The organism is Sphingopyxis sp. 550A, assembly GCF_053569535.1.
In genome coordinates this window covers 995,027-1,014,420 of sequence record NZ_CM131615.1, presented here as the reverse complement: position 1 = coordinate 1,014,420, position 19,394 = coordinate 995,027, and the positions used below count along the sequence as shown (strand labels likewise).

The 19,394-nt window shown below is 66.4% G+C and carries 16 protein-coding genes; 8 read left to right on the top strand and 8 right to left on the bottom strand.

What is annotated here, in order from left to right; all coding sequences use genetic code 11:
• The first annotated feature begins 1 nt into the window (after position 1).
• From ACVENA_RS04805 to rnd, 4 genes are all read left to right on the top strand, one after another.
• A complete protein-coding gene (locus ACVENA_RS04805) occupies positions 2-1,351 on the top strand; it encodes a spinster family MFS transporter (protein ID WP_449327867.1) in 1,350 nt (449 codons plus the stop codon).
• Positions 1,348-2,064, top strand: a complete 717-nt coding sequence (locus tag ACVENA_RS04800) for an SDR family oxidoreductase (protein ID WP_257548608.1) — start codon at positions 1,348-1,350, stop codon at positions 2,062-2,064. Before ACVENA_RS04805 ends, ACVENA_RS04800 begins: the two co-directional genes overlap by 4 nt.
• Positions 2,065-2,085: 21 nt before the next feature.
• The gene (locus ACVENA_RS04795) at positions 2,086-2,847 is read left to right on the top strand and encodes an SDR family oxidoreductase (RefSeq protein ID WP_257548607.1); all 762 of its coding nucleotides are present in this window, start codon (positions 2,086-2,088) and stop codon (positions 2,845-2,847) included.
• Positions 2,848-2,953: 106 nt separating this feature from the next.
• Positions 2,954-4,141 (top strand): ribonuclease D, encoded by a 1,188-nt coding sequence (rnd, locus tag ACVENA_RS04790; RefSeq protein WP_257548605.1) that lies wholly within the window; start codon positions 2,954-2,956, stop codon positions 4,139-4,141.
• 37 nt (positions 4,142-4,178) lie between these two features.
• Here the strand turns inward: rnd and ACVENA_RS04785 are convergent, their stop codons facing one another.
• The 4 genes from ACVENA_RS04785 to ACVENA_RS04770 are packed head-to-tail and all read right to left on the bottom strand — an operon-like array spanning position 4,179 to position 9,759.
• A complete protein-coding gene (locus ACVENA_RS04785) occupies positions 4,179-5,666 on the bottom strand; it encodes a Ppx/GppA family phosphatase (RefSeq protein ID WP_449327866.1) in 1,488 nt (495 codons plus the stop codon).
• A 3-nt stretch (positions 5,667-5,669) separates the two neighbouring features.
• Complete coding sequence (locus tag ACVENA_RS04780; RefSeq protein ID WP_449327865.1) at positions 5,670-7,841, bottom strand: RNA degradosome polyphosphate kinase; 2,172 nt, start codon at positions 7,839-7,841, stop codon at positions 5,670-5,672.
• Positions 7,832-8,488 carry an HdaA/DnaA family protein gene (locus ACVENA_RS04775; RefSeq protein WP_449327864.1) on the bottom strand — a complete coding sequence of 219 codons (657 nt, stop codon included), beginning with the start codon at positions 8,486-8,488 and terminating at the stop codon, positions 7,832-7,834. Before ACVENA_RS04775 ends, ACVENA_RS04780 begins: the two co-directional genes overlap by 10 nt.
• Positions 8,488-9,759 (bottom strand): heavy-metal-associated domain-containing protein, encoded by a 1,272-nt coding sequence (locus ACVENA_RS04770; protein WP_449327863.1) that lies wholly within the window; start codon positions 9,757-9,759, stop codon positions 8,488-8,490. The genes ACVENA_RS04775 and ACVENA_RS04770 overlap by 1 nt, the downstream gene beginning before the upstream one ends.
• 85 nt (positions 9,760-9,844) lie before the next feature.
• On the opposite strand from ACVENA_RS04770, the gene purM reads away from it, so the two are divergent.
• From purM to cls, 3 genes are all read left to right on the top strand, one after another.
• Positions 9,845-10,951 (top strand): phosphoribosylformylglycinamidine cyclo-ligase, encoded by a 1,107-nt coding sequence (gene purM / locus ACVENA_RS04765; RefSeq protein ID WP_257548593.1) that lies wholly within the window; start codon positions 9,845-9,847, stop codon positions 10,949-10,951.
• Positions 10,952-11,149: 198 nt separating this feature from the next.
• Positions 11,150-12,052 (top strand): phosphoribosylglycinamide formyltransferase, encoded by a 903-nt coding sequence (gene purN, locus ACVENA_RS04760; RefSeq protein ID WP_449328889.1) that lies wholly within the window; start codon positions 11,150-11,152, stop codon positions 12,050-12,052.
• Between the two features lie 191 nt (positions 12,053-12,243).
• Complete coding sequence (cls, locus tag ACVENA_RS04755; protein ID WP_449327862.1) at positions 12,244-13,689, top strand: cardiolipin synthase; 1,446 nt, start codon at positions 12,244-12,246, stop codon at positions 13,687-13,689.
• Positions 13,690-13,749: 60 nt separating this feature from the next.
• Here cls and ndk read toward each other — a convergent pair whose 3' ends face one another.
• The 4 genes from ndk to ACVENA_RS04735 form a co-directional block, all read right to left on the bottom strand.
• The gene (gene ndk, locus ACVENA_RS04750; protein WP_374524471.1) at positions 13,750-14,172 is read right to left on the bottom strand and encodes a nucleoside-diphosphate kinase; all 423 of its coding nucleotides are present in this window, start codon (positions 14,170-14,172) and stop codon (positions 13,750-13,752) included.
• 88 nt (positions 14,173-14,260) lie between these two features.
• A complete protein-coding gene (locus ACVENA_RS04745) occupies positions 14,261-14,782 on the bottom strand; it encodes a hypothetical protein (protein ID WP_449327861.1) in 522 nt (173 codons plus the stop codon).
• An 80-nt stretch (positions 14,783-14,862) separates the two neighbouring features.
• Positions 14,863-15,327, bottom strand: a complete 465-nt coding sequence (locus ACVENA_RS04740; protein WP_449327860.1) for a DNA polymerase III subunit chi — start codon at positions 15,325-15,327, stop codon at positions 14,863-14,865.
• Between the two features lie 114 nt (positions 15,328-15,441).
• Positions 15,442-16,887 (bottom strand): leucyl aminopeptidase, encoded by a 1,446-nt coding sequence (locus ACVENA_RS04735; RefSeq protein ID WP_449327859.1) that lies wholly within the window; start codon positions 16,885-16,887, stop codon positions 15,442-15,444.
• Positions 16,888-17,018: 131 nt separating this feature from the next.
• Here ACVENA_RS04735 and ACVENA_RS04730 point away from each other — a divergent pair, with 131 nt between their 5' ends.
• Positions 17,019-19,322: an LPS-assembly protein LptD gene (locus tag ACVENA_RS04730; RefSeq protein ID WP_449327858.1), complete on the top strand. Its 2,304-nt coding sequence runs from the start codon at positions 17,019-17,021 to the stop codon at positions 19,320-19,322.
• The last annotated feature ends 72 nt before the right edge of the window (positions 19,323-19,394 follow it).

Here is a 19,394-nt window from a genome sequence, read left to right as displayed (position 1 = left end):
CATGGACGCGAGCCCTTCCGAGCTCCGCGCCGCTCCCGCGACCGGGGAGGATTACCCCTCCTCCCCGGTCGCGTGGAGCGCCGTCGCCGTCCTCTTCATCCTTGGCGCGGTCGCCTTTCTCGACCGCCAGATCATCTCGCTGATGGTCGACGACATCCGCCGCGACCTGGCGATTTCGGATTTCCAGATCAGCCTGCTCCAGGGCTTCGCTTTCGCGCTCTGCTATGCGGTGATGGGCATTCCACTCGGCTGGCTGGTCGACCGCTTCCCGCGCCGCCAGATCATCTGCATCGGCGTGATCGCCTGGGGAATTGCCGCCGCTGCGTGCGGCCTCGCGCGCAATTTCTGGCACCTCCTGCTCGCGCGCTTCGGCGTCGGGCTCGGCGAAGCGGCGCTCGCGCCGTCGGCCTATTCGATGCTGAGCGACCTCTTCCCGCGCGAAAGGCTCACCACCGCCATGTCGGTCTTCGCGATCGGTTCGATCGTCGGGCAAGCCATCGCCTTCGCGATCGGCGGGCTGGTGATCGGCATGGCGCTGACCGCCGACGGTGGCCTTTCGCTGCCGCTGGTCGGCGAAGTGCGACCGTGGCAATTCGTCTTCATCGTCACCGGGCTTCCCGGCATCGCCTTCGCCCTGCTCGTCTTCCTGTTTCCCGAGCCGGTGCGGCGCGGTCTGCGAGGCGGCGGCAAGGCCGGTTTCGGCGAGGCGTTCCGCTTCATCGCCGAGCGCGGCCGCTTTTTCACCTGCCACTTCCTCGGCTATGGCGCGGTCGCCGCGATCGCCTATGGCACCATCGCCTGGGTGCCCGCGCATCTGATGCGCGGTTTCGGCTGGTCGGTGACACAGACCGGCTTCACCATGGCGGCGCTGACCGCTCTTGCCGGCTCGTCGGGGCTGCTCGGCATGGGGATGTTCGTCGACCGGCAGATGGCGCGCGGGGTGCGCGACGCGCATTTCCGCTTCGCCGTGTGGTTGTCGCTGACCATCGCGCTGTGCGGCGCGATCGGCTTTTCCTCGTCCAGCATCGTCCTTTTCTTCCTCTTCTATACGGTCCTCAAGCTGCTCGCGCCGATCGGCGGCATGGCGTCGGCGTCGATCCAGATCGTCACGCCGAACGAACTCCGCGGCACGGTGTCGGCAATCTATCTGTTCGTCGTCACGCTGCTCGGCGCAGGAACCGGCCCGACCGTGGTCGCGACCTGCACCGAGCTGATCTTTCACGACCCCGCGAAAGTCGGGCTGGCGATGGCGCTGACCTGCGTCGTATTGGGCCTGTTCGCGGCGGCTTGCTTCGCGCTTGGCCGCCGCCAGATGCGCGAGGCGGTGGAGATGGCAGAGGTTTGGGCATGAGCGAAGCACCCGGCTTTGCCGACTTCGCGTCGCAGCGGTTTCTCGTCGTCGGGGGAAGTTCGGGAATCGGCCTCGCCACAGCCCGGCTTGCCGCTACCCATGGCGCGAAGGTCAGCGTTGCGGGCCGAAACCCGGACCGCGCCGAGGCAGCCGCCGCAAGCATCGGTGCGGACACGGAATATGCCGCCTTCGACATGATCGACGAAGCGGCGGTGGAAGGCTTCTTCAGCGCGCATCTCCCCTTCGACCATATCGTCGTCACCGCCGCCGCGATCCGTTCCGCCCCCGTGCGCGAATTGCCGCTCGACACGGCGCGCGCGACCTTCGCTTCCAAATTCTGGGGGCCTTATGTCGTCGCCCGGTTCGCGCGGCTGACCGACGCGGGTTCGCTGACGCTCGTGTCGGGAGCCGCGGCGCGGCGCCCGCGCGCGGGCCGGGCGCCGGTGGCGGCCGCGAGTGCCGCAATCGAGGCGCTGACCCGCGTCCTCGCGGCCGAATTCGCGCCCGTGCGGGTCAATTGCGTCGCGCCCGGATTGGTCGACACGCCGATGCTGCGCGCAGCACGCGGCGCGAATGCGCCCGCTCCCGCGGTGCCGATGGCGCGTGTCGCATTGCCCGAGGAAATCGCGTTCCAGATACTGGCTTGCGCCGCCAATCCCTACATGACGGGGTCGATCGTCGACGTCGATGGCGGCCTGGCAACCACGGGCTAGTTGCAGCGAGGGGAACGAGCGATGCCGTTCAAGGGCAAGGTGGCACTCGTGACGGGGGCGGCGTCGGGTATCGGCCGGGCCACGGCGCTTGCTTTCGCCGAGGCAGGTGCCCGCGTCGCGCTTCTGGATGTCGATCGTTCGGGGCTCGAAATAGTCGCTCGGACCATAGAGACGCAAGGCGGCGAGTGTCTGGAATGCGCCTGCGACCTGACAGACGGCGCGGCTGTCCAGGCCGCCGCCCATGCCATCGATCGACGCTGGTCGCGCCTCGACTGCGCCGTGAATGCCGCGGGAGTCGAGGGGAAGACGTGCAACCTCCTCGACGAAGACGACGCGCTCTACGATCGCGTCATGGACATCAACCTGCGCAGCATATGGCAGTGCATGAAGATCCAGATTTCGGCGATGCTCGAAAACCCCGAGGGCGGCAGTATCGTCAATGTTTCTTCGGGCGCCGGTCTGGTCGGCTCCAGACGGTCGGCCATCTATAGCATGTCCAAACATGCGGTGATCGGCCTGACCCGCAGCGCCGCCCTGCAATATGCAAAGCGGGGTGTCCGCATCAACGCGGTATGTCCGGCGGGCGTACAGACCCCGATGGCAGAGCGCATCATCGCATCCTATGATGGGAACGCCCCGTCCGGAGGAGGCGCGCTCTATCCGTTGGGCCGATCGAGCACGCCCGAAGAAATCGCCTCGGGAATATTGTGGCTGAGCTCCCCGGGAGCCGCTTCTGCGGTCGGCACCGTGCTGGCCATCGATGCGGGTTTCACCGCGGCCTGACCCGCCTGAAGATTGGGGACGTGGGACGAGACCGCCACCCGCGCGACCTGAAGGGTGCCCCGAATTTTTCCTGCCCGTCGCGAAAAAGTCGCTGTATAGGCCCAATATGCAAATCCATCCGCTTATCGAAACCAGCGCAGCGCTCGTCGAATTTTTGGACCTGATCAAGACCAGCGATTTCGTCGCGGTCGATACCGAATTCATGCGCGAGAACACCTTCTGGCCCGAACTATGCCTGATCCAGGTCGCGGACAGCGAACATGCCGCAGCGATCGACCCGATGGCGCCGGGGATCGACCTGAAACCGCTGCTCGACCTGCTCGTCGACAATCAGGACGTGCTAAAGGTCTTTCACGCGGGCGGGCAGGATGTCGAAATCATCTTCAACCTGACCGGCAAGACGCCGCACCCGATCTTCGACACGCAAATCGGCCAGATGGCGCTGGGGCAGGCCGAGCAGGTCGGCTATTCCAACCTGGTCGAGGCGTGGATCGGGCTGCAGCTCGACAAGGGCGCGCGCTTCACCGACTGGAGCCGCCGCCCGCTCGACAAGCGGCAGATCGATTATGCGATCGGCGACGTGACCCATCTCGCGAAGATTTTCCCGATGATGCTGAAGAAGCTGATCAAGACCGGCCGCGGCCACTGGCTCGACGAGGAGATGGAGAAACTCGCCAACCCCGCCAACTACAGCATCGATCCCGACAAGGCGTGGCAGCGGATCAAGATTCCGTCGCGCAAGCCCGACGTGCTCGGGCGACTGAAGGCGCTCGCCGCGTGGCGCGAACGCGAGGCGCGGACCAAGAATCTCCCGCGCGGCCGCATCGTCAAGGACGAGACGCTCGCCGACCTCGCCGCGCATCCGCCGAAGCAGCAGGAAGGGCTGGGCGGGGTGCGCGGACTGTCGGCGACGTGGAAAGCGAACGACATCGGCGGTCGGCTGATGGACGCGCTCGCGAGCGCCAAGCCGCTGTCGAAGGAGGACATGCCCGATCGCGCGCCGCGCGGGCCGGGGCTCGGCAAGGAAGGCGCGCTGGTCGCGGACCTTTTGAAGCTGCTCCTCAAGATTCGCGCGCGCGAACTCAACGCAGCCGCGCGATTGATCGCGCGCAGCGACGATCTCGAAGCGCTCGCGGCGGGCGGCCGCGACGGCATCGCCTTGATGCAGGGCTGGCGCTACGATGTCTTCGGCCACGCCGCGCTCGACCTGGTCGAGGGGCGCATGGGTTTCGCCGTGAAAAACGGCAAGCTGGTGATGAGCGAAATCGACACCGCGACGGTCAGCGAGGTCTGACCCGCCCCGGGTCCCCCTTCGCGAGCGCAAGGGCTTTCTAAAGCAACACCAACTCCGGCTTCGCATCGAGCGCCTGCGCGAGGATGCGCAGGCGGCGTTCGACCGATTCCCCCGCCAGATGATGCCAGCCGGCATCGAGACAGAGCCTGAGCTTGCCGTCGGCGAGCGCGATACCGCTCGCCTTCAAAGGCGCCTCGACGCCGCCGGTCAGCCGCTGCGCGAGACGGATCGCGAGGCCCCATTGCCGCGCCCGCGCCAGCCGTTCGTCGCTGACCAGCCGGCCCATGATGGGAAAATCGGCATCGGCACCGCCGAAACCCGCATACAGCGCGCGCGCGAGCAGGATGCGCCCCGGAATGTCGATGCTGCGCCAATTGCCGTGCAGACCGATCTCGGTGCCACGCTCAGCGCGAAAATCGGGGTTCGCAGACCAGGCGACATCGCTGAGCAGGCTCGCGGCGAGACGGACGCGGCTGTCGGCGACCGCCTCGTTCGCGAACAGCGGCGCGATCCATTCGGCGATCGCCCGGCCATGCGGCGCGAACCGCGCCAATCGACGCCCCTCGAAATCGGCGGCGATGATCAGCGGGTCCTGCGCACGCGTCTCGGCATCGAGCGCCTGGAACAGCAGGCCTTCGCGCAAACCCGAAGAAGACACCGTCATTTCGGGCACGTCGAGAATATTGACGAGCGCGGCGAGCAGCGCGGCAGCGTCGGGCAAGGCCGCCGCGCGGTTCGCCGCCATGCCGGGAATCGCGCGCAGTTCCTCGAAGCTCAAGCGCTTGGTCGCGCGGATCAGGCGGCGGAGCGCGGTACGCGGCAGCCTGTGCTGGTCGAGCACCGCGAGCGGATCTTTCGTCAGTTCGAGGTCGAGGCGCGACAGCGCGCGCCACGACCCGCCGACCAGATAGAGAGGCAGGCCCGACAGCCCGCCGTTCGGCCAGCCCGCGCTTTTCAGCATCTTGCGGATCGCGCGCTCGAACGCCTGTTCGCCATCCTTGCGTAGCGCGGGCAGGCGCAGCACGCCGAGCGGAAAGGAAGCGCGCCGCCCGACCGCGCCGTCGGCGACCTCGGCAAGCTCCAGACTGCCGCCCCCCAGGTCGACCGCGATCCCGCACGCGTCGGGGATCGCCGACAGCACGCCATAGCCCGCCGCCTCGGCCTCTTCCTCGCCCGACAGCAGGCGGATTTCGAGCCCCGCTTCGGCAGCGGCGGCGATGAAAACCGGGCCGTTGGCGGCGTCACGCACCGCCGCGGTCGCAACGCATTGCAGGTCGGTCACCCCCATATGCCGCGCGAGCAGCGCATAGCGGCGCAGCGCAACGAGACCGCGCTCGGCATCCTCGGGCGCGATCCGGCCGTCGATCGCCAGCCCGCGGCCAAGCCCTGCCGCGACCTTTTCGTTGAAGATCACCGCCGGCGCGCGCGCTGGGCCTTCGTAAACGACGATGCGGACCGAGTTGGAGCCGATGTCGATCACCGCCGAGCGGCGCACGGCGTTCTTCGGGGAGCGGGAAAGGCTCAAAATCTATCGATCCTCGCGCATGGGAAAGTCGAGCGTGGGAACGTCGTGCCGCTTGTGCAACGCGGTGCCGCGGCCCGACAGCGACGGGTTGTTCATGAAATAATGATGCAGGTTGAATGGCTTGTCGCCCGGAACCAGCCGGCGATAGGTGCCGTCTGGTTGCAGCACCCAGCTTTGCTCATTGTCGATCAGATTGGCGACGAGCACTTGGTCCAATATCTGGTCGTGCACGGTCGGATTCTCGATCGGGATCATATATTCGACCCGGCGATCGAAGTTGCGCGGCATCCAGTCGGCGCTGGAGATATAGAGTTTCGCGCCGCTGTGCGGCAGGTGTGCGCCGTTGGCGAACGCCCAGATGCGGCTATGCTCCAGAAAGCGGCCGACGACCGACTTGACGCGGATCGTCTCCGACAGGCCGGGCACGCCGGGACGCAGGCAGCAGATGCCGCGCACGATCAGGTCGATCGGCACCCCCGCCGCGCTCGCTTCGTAAAGCTTGTCGATGATGCCGGGATCGACGAGGCTGTTCATCTTCGCCCACAGGCCCGACGCCCCTCCCACCTTCGCGGCCGCGATCTCGGCATCGACCAGGTCGCACAGATGCTGGCGCATGTTGAGCGGCGACATGGTGATGAGTTCGAGCCGCTCGGGCTCGACATAGCCGGTGATGTAATTGAAGAGCTGCGCCGCATCACGCCCGGCGCGCGGGTCGGCGGTGAAAAAGCTCAGATCGGTATAGATGCGCGCGGTCACTGGATGATAATTGCCGGTGCCGAAGTGGCAGTAGGTGCGATAGCCCTGCCCTTCGCGGCGTACGACCATCGAGATTTTTGCGTGGGTCTTCCACTCGATGAAGCCATAGACGACCTGCACGCCCGCGCGTTCGAGCTGGTTCGCCCAAAGGAGGTTCTGCTCCTCGTCGAAGCGCGCCTTGAGTTCGACGATCGCGGTCACCGACTTGCCTGCCTCGGCCGCCTCGATCAGTGCGCGGATCACCGGCGACTGGTTGCCCGCGCGATAGAGCGTCTGCTTGATCGCGACGACATCTGGATCGGCGGCCGCCTGCCGCAGAAAGGACACCACGACGTCGAAGCTCTCATAGGGATGATGGACGACGATGTCCTTCGAGCGGATCGCCGCGAAGCAATCGCCGCCATGCTCGCGGATGCGCTCGGGAAAGCGCGGCGAGTAAGCGGGGAATTTGAGGTCGGGCCGGTCGATGTCGACGAGCGCCGACAGCGCCGCGAGACCAATGAAGCCGCCGATCTTGGCGACCATCGCCTCATGCCCCTGGATGTCGGCGTTGAGCACTGCGGCGAGTTCGGCCGGCATGTCGGCCTCGACCTCCATCAGGATGACGCGGCCGCGGCGGCGGCGGCGGATCGCGGTGCGGAACAGGCGGACGAGATCCTCGGCCTCTTCCTCGATTTCGATATCGCTGTCGCGGATGATGCGAAAGACCCCGAGCGAGCGCACCGCAAAACCCGGAAACAGCAGATCGGCGAACAGCTCGATCAGATATTCGATCGGCACGAAACTGCCCGGCTCCCCCGGCACCGGCACGAAGCGCGCCAGCGACGCGGGGATCATCACCAATTCGCGTACCGTATCGCCGGTCGCCTTGCGCTGAAGATCGAAGATCACGCCCAACCCGCGATTGGGAATGAAGGGAAAGGGGTGCGCGGGATCGAGCACCTGCGGGGTCAGGATGGGAAATATCTGGTCGATGAAATATTGGCGCAGCCGGGTGCGCAGCGCATCCTTGTCCGACCCGGCGCCGTGCACGACGATCCCCTGTTCGCCGAGTTGGCGATGCAGCAATTGCCATTCGCTCTGCTGCTGGTCGACGAGGCGATTCACCTCGGCCTCGATTTCGGCGAGCTGCTGCCCCGGCGAACGGCCGTCGGCCGACGGATCGTCGATCCCCTGAAGCTGCTGCCCCTTCAGCCCCGCGACGCGGACCATGAAGAATTCGTCGAGGTTGCTCCCCGAAATCGACAGGAAGCGCAGCCGTTCGAGCAAGGGATGCGCGGGATTGCGCGCCTCCTCCATCACCCGCCGGTTGAAGGCGAGCCACGACAGTTCGCGGTTGAAGAAGCGTTCGGGTCCGAAGGAAGGGGTAGCCGTATCGGCGTCATTGTCTGCGCGTAGGGGGCCGCCGGCTATCGACATGTCGCTGCATCCTGTCTTTCGAGCAAATCGGGATCGATCAGCCCCTGTGACAGTAATGTTTCACGAATAAGACGAATGCCGATGCCGCGCCCTTTTTCGAGCGAAGCGGCGTCGAGCGCCGCGACGATGCGGTGGATCATCGCATAGCTGCGCTCCATGCGCGGCACGATGTAGGACGGCACTTCGGGCGCGATCGCGATGCCGCGCTGCGCGAACAGCGCCTCGATCAGGTCGCGCGCGAGGCAATCGTCGGGCTCGCCGATCGTCAGCACCGGGACGGCGGCGAGGCGCGAGCGCAGATCGGGCAGCGCGATATTCCATTCCGCAGGCGGCGCGTCGGCGATGATGAGCAGCGGCGTGCCCGAGGATTGGGCCGCATTCCAGGCGTGGAAAATCTCTTCCTCGGAGACGCTGGCGGGACCATCGATCACGCGCCCGCCGGTCTCGCACGCGAACAGGCGGCCGATCAGGCTGCGACCCGACCCGCGCGGGCCGGTCAGCACCGCAGTCCGTACCGGCCAGGTCGCGACATGACGCAGATAGCGCACCGCGTCGGCATTGCTCGCGCCGACGATCAGCGGTCCGTCGTTGGCGCCGCCGGCGCTCCAGTCGAGCGGCAGCGCGATCTGTCCCGAAGGCCCGGCCATCAGCGACTGATCCGCAGTTGCCCGCCGCCCTCCTGCACCTTGAAGCCGCGCGCGGCGAGCGCCGCCTTCAGCGCCGCAAGGTCGCCGCGGAAGCTGACGCGCATCACCGAGGTGCCGCCGAGCGCAAGGCTGGTCGTCGACGCCGACTGGACCCCCGCGACGCCGCCGACCGCGCGTTCGGTCGCGGAGACCGAATCGACGTCCGGCGAACTATACTGGACGGTGAAGCTTTGCACCCCGGCGACGGGCGCGACGGGGGTGCTGCTGTCGGTTTCGGTCGGCAGCGCGTCATCCTCGGTCACCGTTTCCTCGGGCAGATCGGCCTTTTCGACCGGCTTTTCGAGGACGAGATAGGTGTCGGTCCTGAGCACGCCCGCCGCGAGCGCGCCGGTATAGATCGCATCCATTCGCGCGACCGCCTTCTCCATCATGTCAGGCAGCGCGGCGGAGCTCGGGCCGGTCATGGTGAAGCTGTCGATCAGCTTGTTGTCGGGGCCGAAGCGTGCGGTGAAGACGCCCCGGATCGGCCCGCCGGGATAGCTGTATTCGACCCGCGCGATCGGGATCAGCACGTCGGCGGCGCCATATTGGTCGAGGATCACGCGCCACCAGACGCGCCCGCGACGGCCGGTCTGCCCTGGATTGAGCAGCAAAGTGTCGGCGCCGGTGCCCGCGGTGCGGACATAATCGATCGCGCTCTGCCCCGTATTATATTCGGCCCAGGCGCGCTGCCATGCGCTGCGCTGCTCGAACACCTGCTCGATGCCGTCGATCGAATAGACGGGAATGACAAGCAAGGGCGGCGAACGCAAAGTGCGACCGCTGACGCCGAGAATCTGCCCCGCGCGCACGCGGTCGAACTGGACGCCGAGCGTCGCGACATAGCGCCGCGGGCCGATCTGCTCTTTTTCGACGACGATCGCGGTGACGATGCCGTCGAGCACCGAATCACCGAGCGCCGGCCCGTCGCTGCCGTTGATCCGCTTGTAGAGCTGCGCCCAGCCCTTGCGCTGCGCCTCGCGCCAGCCCTTTTCGCGCGCATCCTCGGCGTTATCGCCGACGACATCGACGGTGATCCCGCTCGCGAGGAAATCGCCGCTGCTGTTGATCGGGGTGATGCCGCGATCGCCGCGCGCGATCTGTCCCTCGACGAGGCCTGCGACCAGGACCGCCAGAAACAGCCCGAAAAGCGCCGCCCAGCGCCAATCGCGGGACACGAACGAGCGGAGCGGGAAACCGGGAGTCGAACGGGGGAAAGCAGCCGAGGTCATATCTTCTCTATGCTCTGCCCAAAAGCGCGGGCCCGGACAAGGAAATCATGGCAATTATCGGCTGGAACCGTTAGTCGCGCGTGCCATGGATTCCAAGCACAACCAGCCCGCCCCTTACACATATGCGCAGGCCGGCGTCTCGATCGAGACCGGCAATGCGCTGGTCCGTGCCATCGCTCCGCTCGCCCGAGCGACGCGCCGCCCCGGCGCCGACGCCGACCTCGGCGGCTTCGGCGGTTTCTTCGACCTCAAGGCCGCCGGGTTCAGCGATCCCTTGCTCGTCGCGGCGAACGACGGGGTCGGCACCAAGCTCAAGCTCGCGATCGATTCGGGCAAGCATGACGGGGTCGGCATCGATCTGGTCGCGATGTGCGCCAACGACCTGATCGTTCAGGGCGCAGAGCCTTTGTTCTTCCTCGACTATTACGCCACCGGCAAGCTCGACAATGATGTCGCGACCGAGGTCGTCGCGAGCATCGCCGAGGGTTGCAAGCAGGCGGGCTGCGCGTTGATCGGGGGCGAGACCGCCGAAATGCCGGGCATGTATTCGGACGGCGACTATGATCTCGCGGGCTTCTGCGTCGGCGCGGTCGAGCGCGACCAGGTGCTCACCGCCGACAAGGTCGCGGCGGGCGACGTCATTCTCGGCCTTGCCTCGTCGGGGATCCACTCGAACGGCTTTTCGCTCGTGCGCCGTCTCGCCGCCGACAAGGGCTGGAAGCTCGACCGCCCCGCCCTGTTCGACCAGACTATCCTGCTGATCGACGCGCTGATGGCGCCGACGCGCATCTATGTGAAGAGCCTGCTGCCGCTGGTGAAGATCGGCCGGATTCACGCGCTCGCGCACATCACCGGCGGCGGGCTGCTCGAGAATATCCCGCGCGTGCTGCCGAAGACGCTGCACGCGCATATCGACGCCGACGCTTGGGAACAGCCGCGGCTGATGGCCTTCCTGCAGGCGCAGGGGAATATCGAGCCCGAGGAAATGGCGCGCACCTTCAATTGCGGGATCGGCATGGCGGTGGTCGTGGCCGAGAGCGACGTCGCCGAGGTGACAGCGGCGCTGCAGGCCGCGGGCGAGACAGTGCACCGGATCGGGCATATCGCCGAGGGTGAGAAGGGCTGCACCGTGTCGGGCGGGTCGGAGACGTGGAGCGCGATGGGCGCGTGGAGCGCGACACATCATGCATAGGATCCTCCCCCACGGGGGGAGGGGGACCGCCCGCGAAGCGGGGGGTGGAGGGGCATGTGCGGTGTCATCCATCCTCAAGATGTCGCACGACTCCGCTTGCGCCCCTCCACCATGCTTCGCATGGTCCCCCTCCCCGTTCCGGGGAGGATCGGTGTGAAAGCCCGCGTCGCCGTTCTCATCTCCGGCACCGGCACCAATATGGCGGCCTTGCTCTATGCCGCGAAGGCCGAGGCCTGCCCCTATGAACTCGTGCTCGTCGCCAGCAACAACCCCGATGCGGCGGGACTGGCGCTCGCCAACGCCGAGGGCATCGCGACGTGGGCACACGCACATAAGGGCATGGACCGCGACGCCTTCGACGCGCTGGTCGACGAACAGCTCCGCGCGGCCGGCGCCGACTATGTCGCGCTGGCGGGCTATATGCGCATCCTGAGCGACGATTTCGTCGTGCGCTGGGCAGGGCGGATGCTCAACATCCACCCGAGCCTGCTCCCCAAATACAAGGGGCTGAACACCCACCAACAGGCGATCGACGCCGGCGACTCCCATGGCGGGTGCAGCATCCATGTCGTCACCCCGGCGCTCGACGACGGCCCGGTGCTCGCGCAGACGCCGGTTGCGATCGTGCCGGGCGACACCGCCGAAAGCCTTGCGCGGCGGGTCCGGTTCGCCGAACATCAACTCTATCCCGCCACCCTCGCCGCCTTCGTCTCGCGCGAGCGGTCGCCCGACTGGCTGCTCGGCCGCGTCCGCGAGTTGGCGATGGCGCTGCCCGAAGTCGACGAGACGACCTCTCACGGCATGCCCTGCTTCGGGATCGTCAAGGGCAAGAAGTTCGCTTATTTCACCCACGACCATCACGGCGACGGCCGAACCGCCTTGCTGGTCAAGATCAGCGGCGCCGACGAGCAGGCGCAGCTCATCGAACTCGACGAAGCGCGCTATTACCGCCCCGCCTATTTCGGCGACGGCTGGATCGGCATCCGCCTCGACCTCGGCGACACCGACTGGGATGCGATCGGCGAATGGCTGCGCAAGAGCTGGCTAGCGGTCGCACCGAAGAAGCTGGCGGGGCTGATGGCGGCGGCTGAGGATTTTTAGGCTACGGCCGGACTTAACCACCCCGTCATTGCGAGGAGCGAAGCGACGCGGCAATCCAGAGTGCGTGTAAGCCGCTCTGGATTGCTTCGCTTCGCTCGCAATGACGAGGATTTCCAAACTGGAAACTGCCTGCCCCTCCCCCCAAAATTTCGCGCTGGCCTTTTCCACCGAAGCGCGGTGAATTGCAGGCAATGGAATTCGATTTCGCCCTGATCCTGTCTGCGGCCTATATCGCCGCTTTCATCACCATCATGGGGCGGATCATCCTGCGGCCGCAGCGCGAGCCCGCGTCGCGGCTCGCCTGGCTGATCGCGACGATCGCGGTGCCGGTCGTCGGCATTCTCGCTTATCTGCTGCTCGGCGAAGCGCGGATCAGCGCCAAGCGACGCGCGCGCTATGCCGCGATCGAGGCGCATCTGCCGCACCCCCACGAGCGCGCCGAAGTACGCCGCGCGCTCGCGCGCAGCGCCTGGGCTGCGCCCTTCGCGCTCGCCGAGACGGTCAATGCGCTGCCCCCGACCGCCGGGAACCGCGCGCACCTCGCAGCGGACAGCAACGCCGCGATCCGCGAGATGGTCGACGATATCGACAAGGCCAAATCGACCGTCCACCTCTGCTTCTATATCTGGCTTGCCGACCACAACGGCTTCCGGATCAAGGACGCGCTGGTCCGCGCGGCGAAGCGCGGGGTGAAAGTGCGCGTGCTCGCCGACGCGCTCGGTTCGCGCGGTTTCATCCGCTCGGCCTATTGGATCGAGTTGCAGAATGCGGGAATCGACGCACGAATCGCGCTGCCGATCGGCGGCCTGATCTGGACGCTGATCCGCGGCCGCTTCGACCTGCGCAATCACAGAAAGCAGTTGATCGTCGACAATCGCATCGCCTGGTGCGGCAGCCAGAATCTCGCCGATCCCGAATTCCGGATTAAGTCCCAATATGCCCCGTGGGTCGACATCATGACGCGCTGGGAAGGCCCTGTCGTCCGCGATTGCCAGTTCGTCTTCGCCGCCGATTGGGAAAGCGAGCGCGGCGACGACATCGGCGACCTGCTCCGCGACGGCGCCGAACCCGAACCCGCACAAGTGCCCGGGATCGCGGCACAGGTGATCGGCACCGGCCCCAATCTCCGCTATGCCGCGATGACCGCCTGCTTCACCTCGCTCATCCATTCGGCGCGGCGCGAGATTGTCGTCACCACGCCCTATTTCGTGCCCGACGAGCAATTGCTCTTCGCGCTGCTCGACTGCGCACGGCGCGGGGTCGAGACGGTGATGATCCTCCCCAGGCGCAACGACAGCCGCATCGTCGCGGGCGCAAGCCGCAGCCATTATGCCGACCTCGTCGCGGCGGGGGTGAAGCTCTACGAATATCGCTCCGGCCTGCTCCATGCCAAGACGATGCTCGTCGACGGCGAGGTCGCGCTGATCGGATCGGCCAACCTCGACCGGCGGAGTTTCGAGCTCAATTTCGAGAATAATATCCTGCTGCGCGACAAGGCGTTCGCCGCCGAGATTCGCGCGCGTCAGGCCGAGTATATCGCCGCATCCGACCGCGTCACCGCCGAGGACGTCGCCGGTTTCGGGATCGCCCGGCGGCTGTGGCAGAATCTCGTCGCGACGGTGAGCCCGCTGCTCTGAACGCAAAAAGGGCCGCCGGATCGCTCCGGCGGCCCCTTGCGGCCTTGCGGCTTGGATCGTTTAGCCGACGATTTCTTCGGGCTTGAAGAAATAGGCGATTTCGATCGCCGCATTTTCGTCGCTGTCCGAACCGTGGACCGTGTTCGCCTCGATGCTCTCGGCCAGTTCCTTGCGGATCGTGCCGGGGGCGGCGTCCTTGGGATTGGTCGCGCCCATGATGTCGCGGTTGCGCTGCATCGCATTCTCGCCTTCCAGAACCTGGACGACGACCGGACCCGAGGTCATGAATTCGACAAGTTCACCAAAGAAGGGACGCTCCTTGTGGACCGCGTAAAAGCCTTCGGCCTGTTCCTTGGTCATGTGGATACGCTTGGAAGCGACGACGCGGAGGCCGGCGTCTTCCAGCATCTTGGTGACGGCGCCGGTGATGTTGCGACGCGTCGCGTCGGGCTTGATGATCGAAAAGGTGCGGGTGACCGCCATGGGAAAGCTCCTGGGTTGGTATTTTCTGCAATGCGCGCGCCTCTAGCCGCGCTTTTGCTGCACTGCAAGGTCGGAGCGCGGGCCGACTTCAGCCACCCGTTCCATAAGTGATCGCGCCATTGACCATGTCGCCTTCCTGCGTCGCGGTGACCTGGATCGTCGTCTTTTCGTCGCCGGGCTTTTCGGCGCCGATGATCATCGTGTCGTCGGCGGTCATTTCGGATTTGACCTTGAGTCCCGCCGCCTCGATCTGGCTGCGGTAATGGGCGACGACGTCGGCGACCTTCGCCTTGACCTCGAACCCCGCCATGCCGCCTTTCCTGCCTTCGGACGACCCGGCGAATCCGCCGGTCATCTTCGATCCCGGATAAGGAGTGAGGCCCGCGGGCAGTTTGGCGTCGGTGCCGAAGCGAACCTCGCCATCCTCGGTCTTGACGGTAACATTGCCCTCTTCGCCGTCCTTGCTCCCGCTGACCTTATATTCGGCGGTCTTGCCTGTCGCGGGATCGATATAGGTGCCGCTGGCGACCTCGCTCTCCGATTTCGAGCCGCAACCCGCGACGAGCAATGCCATGACGGCGGCGAGGGCGAGATTCGTGCGTATAGTCATTCCAAGCTCCTGAAAAATCATGGGGTATGATCTGCAACGCAACGCGTCCGCTGTCCGTGACCCATGTCACAGCCGAAAGATCAGGGCCCTTCGGACCAGCGGCCGCGATCGTCCTGCTTCCAGAAGCGATTATCGACATCCTCGCGCGCCGCAAGCGCACGCCATGTCGCGCGGGCGTCGTCGATGCGGCTGTTGTCGAAGAGCAGGAAGGCGCGCGCGAAGCCAAGCGCCTCCTCGCGCCACTCGCCGTCGGCGAGCGCGACATGCGTCGCGCCGTTGGGCGCCCCGGCGGCGATCGCGCCCGCGAGCAGGATCGGCTCGATCGCCTCGTCGGGCGAGCCGGCAGGACCGTGCGGCAGAAAGCCGGCCGGCTGGAACGTCCAGAGCGCGCCGTCGATCGCCTGCCGCTGCATCGCCGGGGCCGCGACCACCAGCAGGCGGTCGCCATTGCCCAGAACCCGCGTAGCAATGGCGGGCAGCACCCGCTCGACGGGGTCGCGGGTCAGCCGGTAGAAATCGACGCGAGGTATCTGCTGTTCAGTCATTGCGACCCCGGCGAAAGCCGGGGGAAGCAATCTCCAGCCATCGGCCTCGCACAAGGCCGATGGCTGGAGATTGCCGCGTCGCTTCGCTCCTCGCAATGACGAGCATATTCGGCATCACCCCTCGTGATGATCCGCAATGAAGCGGTCGAGCAGGCGCACGCCATAACCCGTCGCGCCCTTGCCATAGACCGGGCCGTCCTTGTCGGCCCACGCCATCCCCGCGATGTCGAGATGCGCCCAGGCGACGCCTTCGTTCACATAGCGCTTGAGGAACTGCGCCGCGGTGATCGAACCGCCTTCGCGCGGGCCGATATTCTTCATGTCGGCGATCGGACTGTCGATCAGCTTGTCGTAAGCGGGCGACAGCGGGAAGCGCCACAGCTTGTTGCCGCTCGCCTCGCCTGCCTCGAGCAGGTTCGCCGCGAGTGCTTCGTCGTTCGCGAACATCCCCGCATATTCGTGGCCGAGCGAAATCACCATCGCCCCGGTCAGAGTCGCGAGATCGACGACGACCTTGGGATCATAGGCCTTCTGCGCCCAGGCGATCGCGTCGCAGAGGACAAGCCGGCCCTCGGCGTCGGTGTTGAGCACCTCGACCGTCTGCCCCGACATCGTCGTGACGATGTCGCCGGGGCGCATCGCATTGCCGTCGGGCATATTCTCGACGAGGCCGACGACGCCGACGACGTTCGCCTTCGCCTTGCGCCCGGCGATCGCCTTGATCGCGCCCGCGACCGCGCCCGCGCCGCCCATGTCCCACTTCATCATGTCCATGCCCGGTCCGGGTTTCAGGCTGATGCCGCCGGTGTCGAAGGTGACGCCCTTGCCGACGAAGACCACCGGCGCCTCGCCCGGATTGCCGCCGTTCCAGCGCATCGCAAGCAGCCGTGGCGGGCGGGTCGAGCCCTGCGCGACGCCGAGCAGCGCGCCCATGCCTAGCGCCTTCATCTGCCGCTCGTCGAGTACTTCCAGTTCGACGCCGAGGTCGGTCAGATGCTGGCAGCGCTCCACGAACGTCTCGGGATAGAGGATGTTCGGCGGCTCGGCGACGAGCGTCTGGGTCAGCGCGACGCCGTCGGCAACCGCCGAATAGCGACCCCAGCGCGCCGACAGGTCGCCCGCCGGCGACGCGATCGCGATCGTCTTCAGGCTCGGTTTCGCCGTGTCGGCCAGCCGGGTGCGATAGGTATCGAGGCGCCAGTCGCGCAGCCGCGCGCCCATCGCGAAGGCCAGGACGTCATCCTCGTCGCTCTGCCCCGCGCTCGCGAAATCGACATGGACCGCCGCGACGCCGCTCGTCTGCAGCCTGGCGGTCAGCGCCGCGCCGCCGCGTTCGAGGTCATGCGCCGTGCCGTCGCCGATTCCGACCAGCAGCAGCCGCTTCGCCTGCTCGCCGTCGAGCGCCGCGGTCTCCGCGACCGCGCCCGCCGCGCCCTCGAACCGCGCCTGCGCCGCCGCCGCGCCGAGCAGCGCGCCGAGCCTGGCGGCCTCGCCCTTGCGGACCGGAAAAGCGACAACGTCGGCAGACGCATCGATTTGCGCGACAAACTGGATGTCCATGCCTTAACTTTCTCATGCGATGATTGATTGGAACGTGCCGGACCGATAGGGGTTTCGCCTGCGAGTTGCAAAACAAAGCAGCCGGCCCGGCACGGGTGGACACTAGATAAGGCGTGGGACAAATATATCAAATGAGCTGGGCTTTGTTCCATCGGTCCCCCCGCGCACAGCCGCTCTGGCTTGCGACCGCGAGCAGCGTCGCCCTCATGGCGTGCCCGGTCGCCGCGCAGCAGACGGCCGAACCGCCGGTCGTGCAGGCACCGCAGGACCAGCCCGATCTTCAGGACCGTGACGTCTCGGCCGATACGGTCGACGCTCCCGCGCCCAAGTCCGACGAACAGATCGGTTTTGCTGCCGACAATCTCAACTACGACAATGAGACCGACGTCGTCGTGGCCGAGGGCAATGTCGAGATGAAGCGCGACACGGTCGAGATGCGCGCCGACAAGGTGACCTGGAACCGCAAGACCGGCGAGGTCGTCGCCGAGGGCGATGTCGCGCTGAAGAATCCCGAGGGCGACACCGCCTATGGCGACCGCATCGTCCTGACCGACACGCTGCGCGACGGGGTGGTCGAGAATATGCTCGTCGTGCTCGATAACGGCGCGCGCCTCGCGGCGGTGAAGGGCACGCGCTTCGACAACGGCAATATCGAGCTGGAGAACGCCGCCTACACCCCCTGCCCCGTCGAGGACGGGTCGGGCTGCCCCAAGAAGCCGAGCTGGCAGATCCGGGCCGTCCGCGTGATCTATGACCGCGGCAAGAACAAGGTGCGCTACAAGGGAGCGCGGGTCGAAATTTTCGGCCTGCCGCTGATTCCGCTGCCGGGGCTCAGCCATCCCGCGAACAGCGAGGCGGGCAGCGGGCTGCTCGTTCCCGAAATCCGTCTCGACCGCACCAACGGCTTCGAGATCGCGATGCCTTATTATCTGCGCCTCGCGCCCGACCGCGACATCACGATCACGCCGCATCTCTACACCGGATCGGTGCCGATGATCGAAGGCGAGTTTCGCGCGCTCACCGACATCGGCTCGTTCCGCATCAACGGCTATGCGACCCACAGCTCGGTCGTTCCGGTATCGGGGCAGGTGATCGACCCCAACCGCCAATTCCGCGGCTATCTGGAAAGCGCGGGCAAATTCCAGTTCGATCCGCGGTGGAGCCTGTCCTATTCGGGCCGCATCACGACCGACCGCACCTTCATGCGCCGTTACGATATCAGCCGCGACGACCGGCTGCGCTCGACCTTCGAGCTCGAACGGATCGGCGGACAGAGCTATTTGTCGATCGCGGGCTGGGCGACCCAGACGCTGCGACGCAACGACGTGCAGGGCCAGCAGCCGATCGCGCTGCCGATCATCGACTATCGCCAGCGGCTCGCCGACCCGCTGCTCGGCGGACAGATCGAATTGCAGCTCAACACGCTGGCGATCGCCCGCACCGCAGGGCAGGACACGCAGCGCGCCTTTGCCGGCGCGACCTGGAATCTGCGCGGCCTGACCGGCCTCGGCCAGGAGGTCGTGCTGACCGCGATGGTGCGCGGCGACGTCTATCACAGCGATGAAAATCTGCTGACCGCGATCCCCGGCTATCGCGGCAAATCGGGCTGGGAAGGCCGCGGCATCGCGGCGGTCGCCGCCGACATGCGCTGGCCTTTCGTCGGCGAATTTCTGGGCGGCACCCAGACGCTGACTCCGCGCGTCCAGATCGTCGCCACCCCCAGTCTCAAGAACCTCGATATCCCCAACGAGGATTCGCGCGCCTTCGACCTCGAGGACAGCAATCTGTTCGCGATCAACCGCTTCAACGGCTACGACCGCTTCGAGGACGGCGCGCGCATCACCTATGGCCTCGAATGGAATTTCAGCCGGCCGGGCCTCAACATCAACAGCATCATCGGCCAAAGCTATCGTCTGTCGGACAAGCCCAGCCTGTTTCCCGACGGCACCGGCCTCACCGACCGCACGTCGGACATCGTCGGCCGCACCACCATCGCCTACAAGGATTTCCTGCGGCTGACGCACCGTTTCCGGCTCGACAAGGATAATCTGGCGGTGCGGCGGAACGAGATCGATGCGATGATCGGCAGCCGCTCGACCTATGCCGTGCTCGGCTATTCGCGGCTCAACCGCGACATCCTGCTGCTCGGCGAGGATCTGCAGGATCGCGAGGAAGTGCGCGCCGGCGGCCGCGTCGCTTTTGCAAAGAACTGGTCGATCTTCGGATCGGCGATCGTCGACCTGACGCGCAAGAGCGACGATCCGCTGGGCGTCGCCGACGGCTTCGACCCGATTCGCCACCGCCTGGGCCTCGCCTATGACGACGAATGTCTGTCGATCGCGCTGACCTGGCGTCGCGACTATATCGACACCGGCGACGCGCGCCGCGGCAACAGCTTCTCGTTCCGCATCGCCTTCCGCAATCTGGGGTTCTAACGAGGGCGGCTTCCCGCGCCGGCATCGGCATTGCTTGGCCGCTCAGCTTCCATTCAGCGTCGCGAAGCTAGA

What these genes read in the sequence shown, in the direction of transcription:
- ACVENA_RS04805 (WP_449327867.1), top strand. Translation starts at nt 2, where the DNA reads ATGGACGCGAGCCCTTCCGAGCTCCGCGCCGCTCCCGCGACCGGGGAG.
- ACVENA_RS04800 (WP_257548608.1), top strand. Translation starts at nt 1,348, where the DNA reads ATGAGCGAAGCACCCGGCTTTGCCGACTTCGCGTCGCAGCGGTTTCTC.
- ACVENA_RS04795 (WP_257548607.1), top strand. Translation starts at nt 2,086, where the DNA reads ATGCCGTTCAAGGGCAAGGTGGCACTCGTGACGGGGGCGGCGTCGGGT.
- rnd (WP_257548605.1), top strand. Translation starts at nt 2,954, where the DNA reads ATGCAAATCCATCCGCTTATCGAAACCAGCGCAGCGCTCGTCGAATTT.
- ACVENA_RS04780 (WP_449327865.1), bottom strand. Translation starts at nt 7,841, where the DNA reads ATGTCGATAGCCGGCGGCCCCCTACGCGCAGACAATGACGCCGATACG.
- ACVENA_RS04775 (WP_449327864.1), bottom strand. Translation starts at nt 8,488, where the DNA reads ATGGCCGGGCCTTCGGGACAGATCGCGCTGCCGCTCGACTGGAGCGCC.
- ACVENA_RS04770 (WP_449327863.1), bottom strand. Translation starts at nt 9,759, where the DNA reads ATGACCTCGGCTGCTTTCCCCCGTTCGACTCCCGGTTTCCCGCTCCGC.
- purM (WP_257548593.1), top strand. Translation starts at nt 9,845, where the DNA reads ATGGATTCCAAGCACAACCAGCCCGCCCCTTACACATATGCGCAGGCC.
- purN (WP_449328889.1), top strand. Translation starts at nt 11,150, where the DNA reads ATGGCGGCCTTGCTCTATGCCGCGAAGGCCGAGGCCTGCCCCTATGAA.
- cls (WP_449327862.1), top strand. Translation starts at nt 12,244, where the DNA reads ATGGAATTCGATTTCGCCCTGATCCTGTCTGCGGCCTATATCGCCGCT.
- ndk (WP_374524471.1), bottom strand. Translation starts at nt 14,172, where the DNA reads ATGGCGGTCACCCGCACCTTTTCGATCATCAAGCCCGACGCGACGCGT.
- ACVENA_RS04745 (WP_449327861.1), bottom strand. Translation starts at nt 14,782, where the DNA reads ATGACTATACGCACGAATCTCGCCCTCGCCGCCGTCATGGCATTGCTC.
- ACVENA_RS04740 (WP_449327860.1), bottom strand. Translation starts at nt 15,327, where the DNA reads ATGACTGAACAGCAGATACCTCGCGTCGATTTCTACCGGCTGACCCGC.
- ACVENA_RS04735 (WP_449327859.1), bottom strand. Translation starts at nt 16,887, where the DNA reads ATGGACATCCAGTTTGTCGCGCAAATCGATGCGTCTGCCGACGTTGTC.
- ACVENA_RS04730 (WP_449327858.1), top strand. Translation starts at nt 17,019, where the DNA reads ATGAGCTGGGCTTTGTTCCATCGGTCCCCCCGCGCACAGCCGCTCTGG.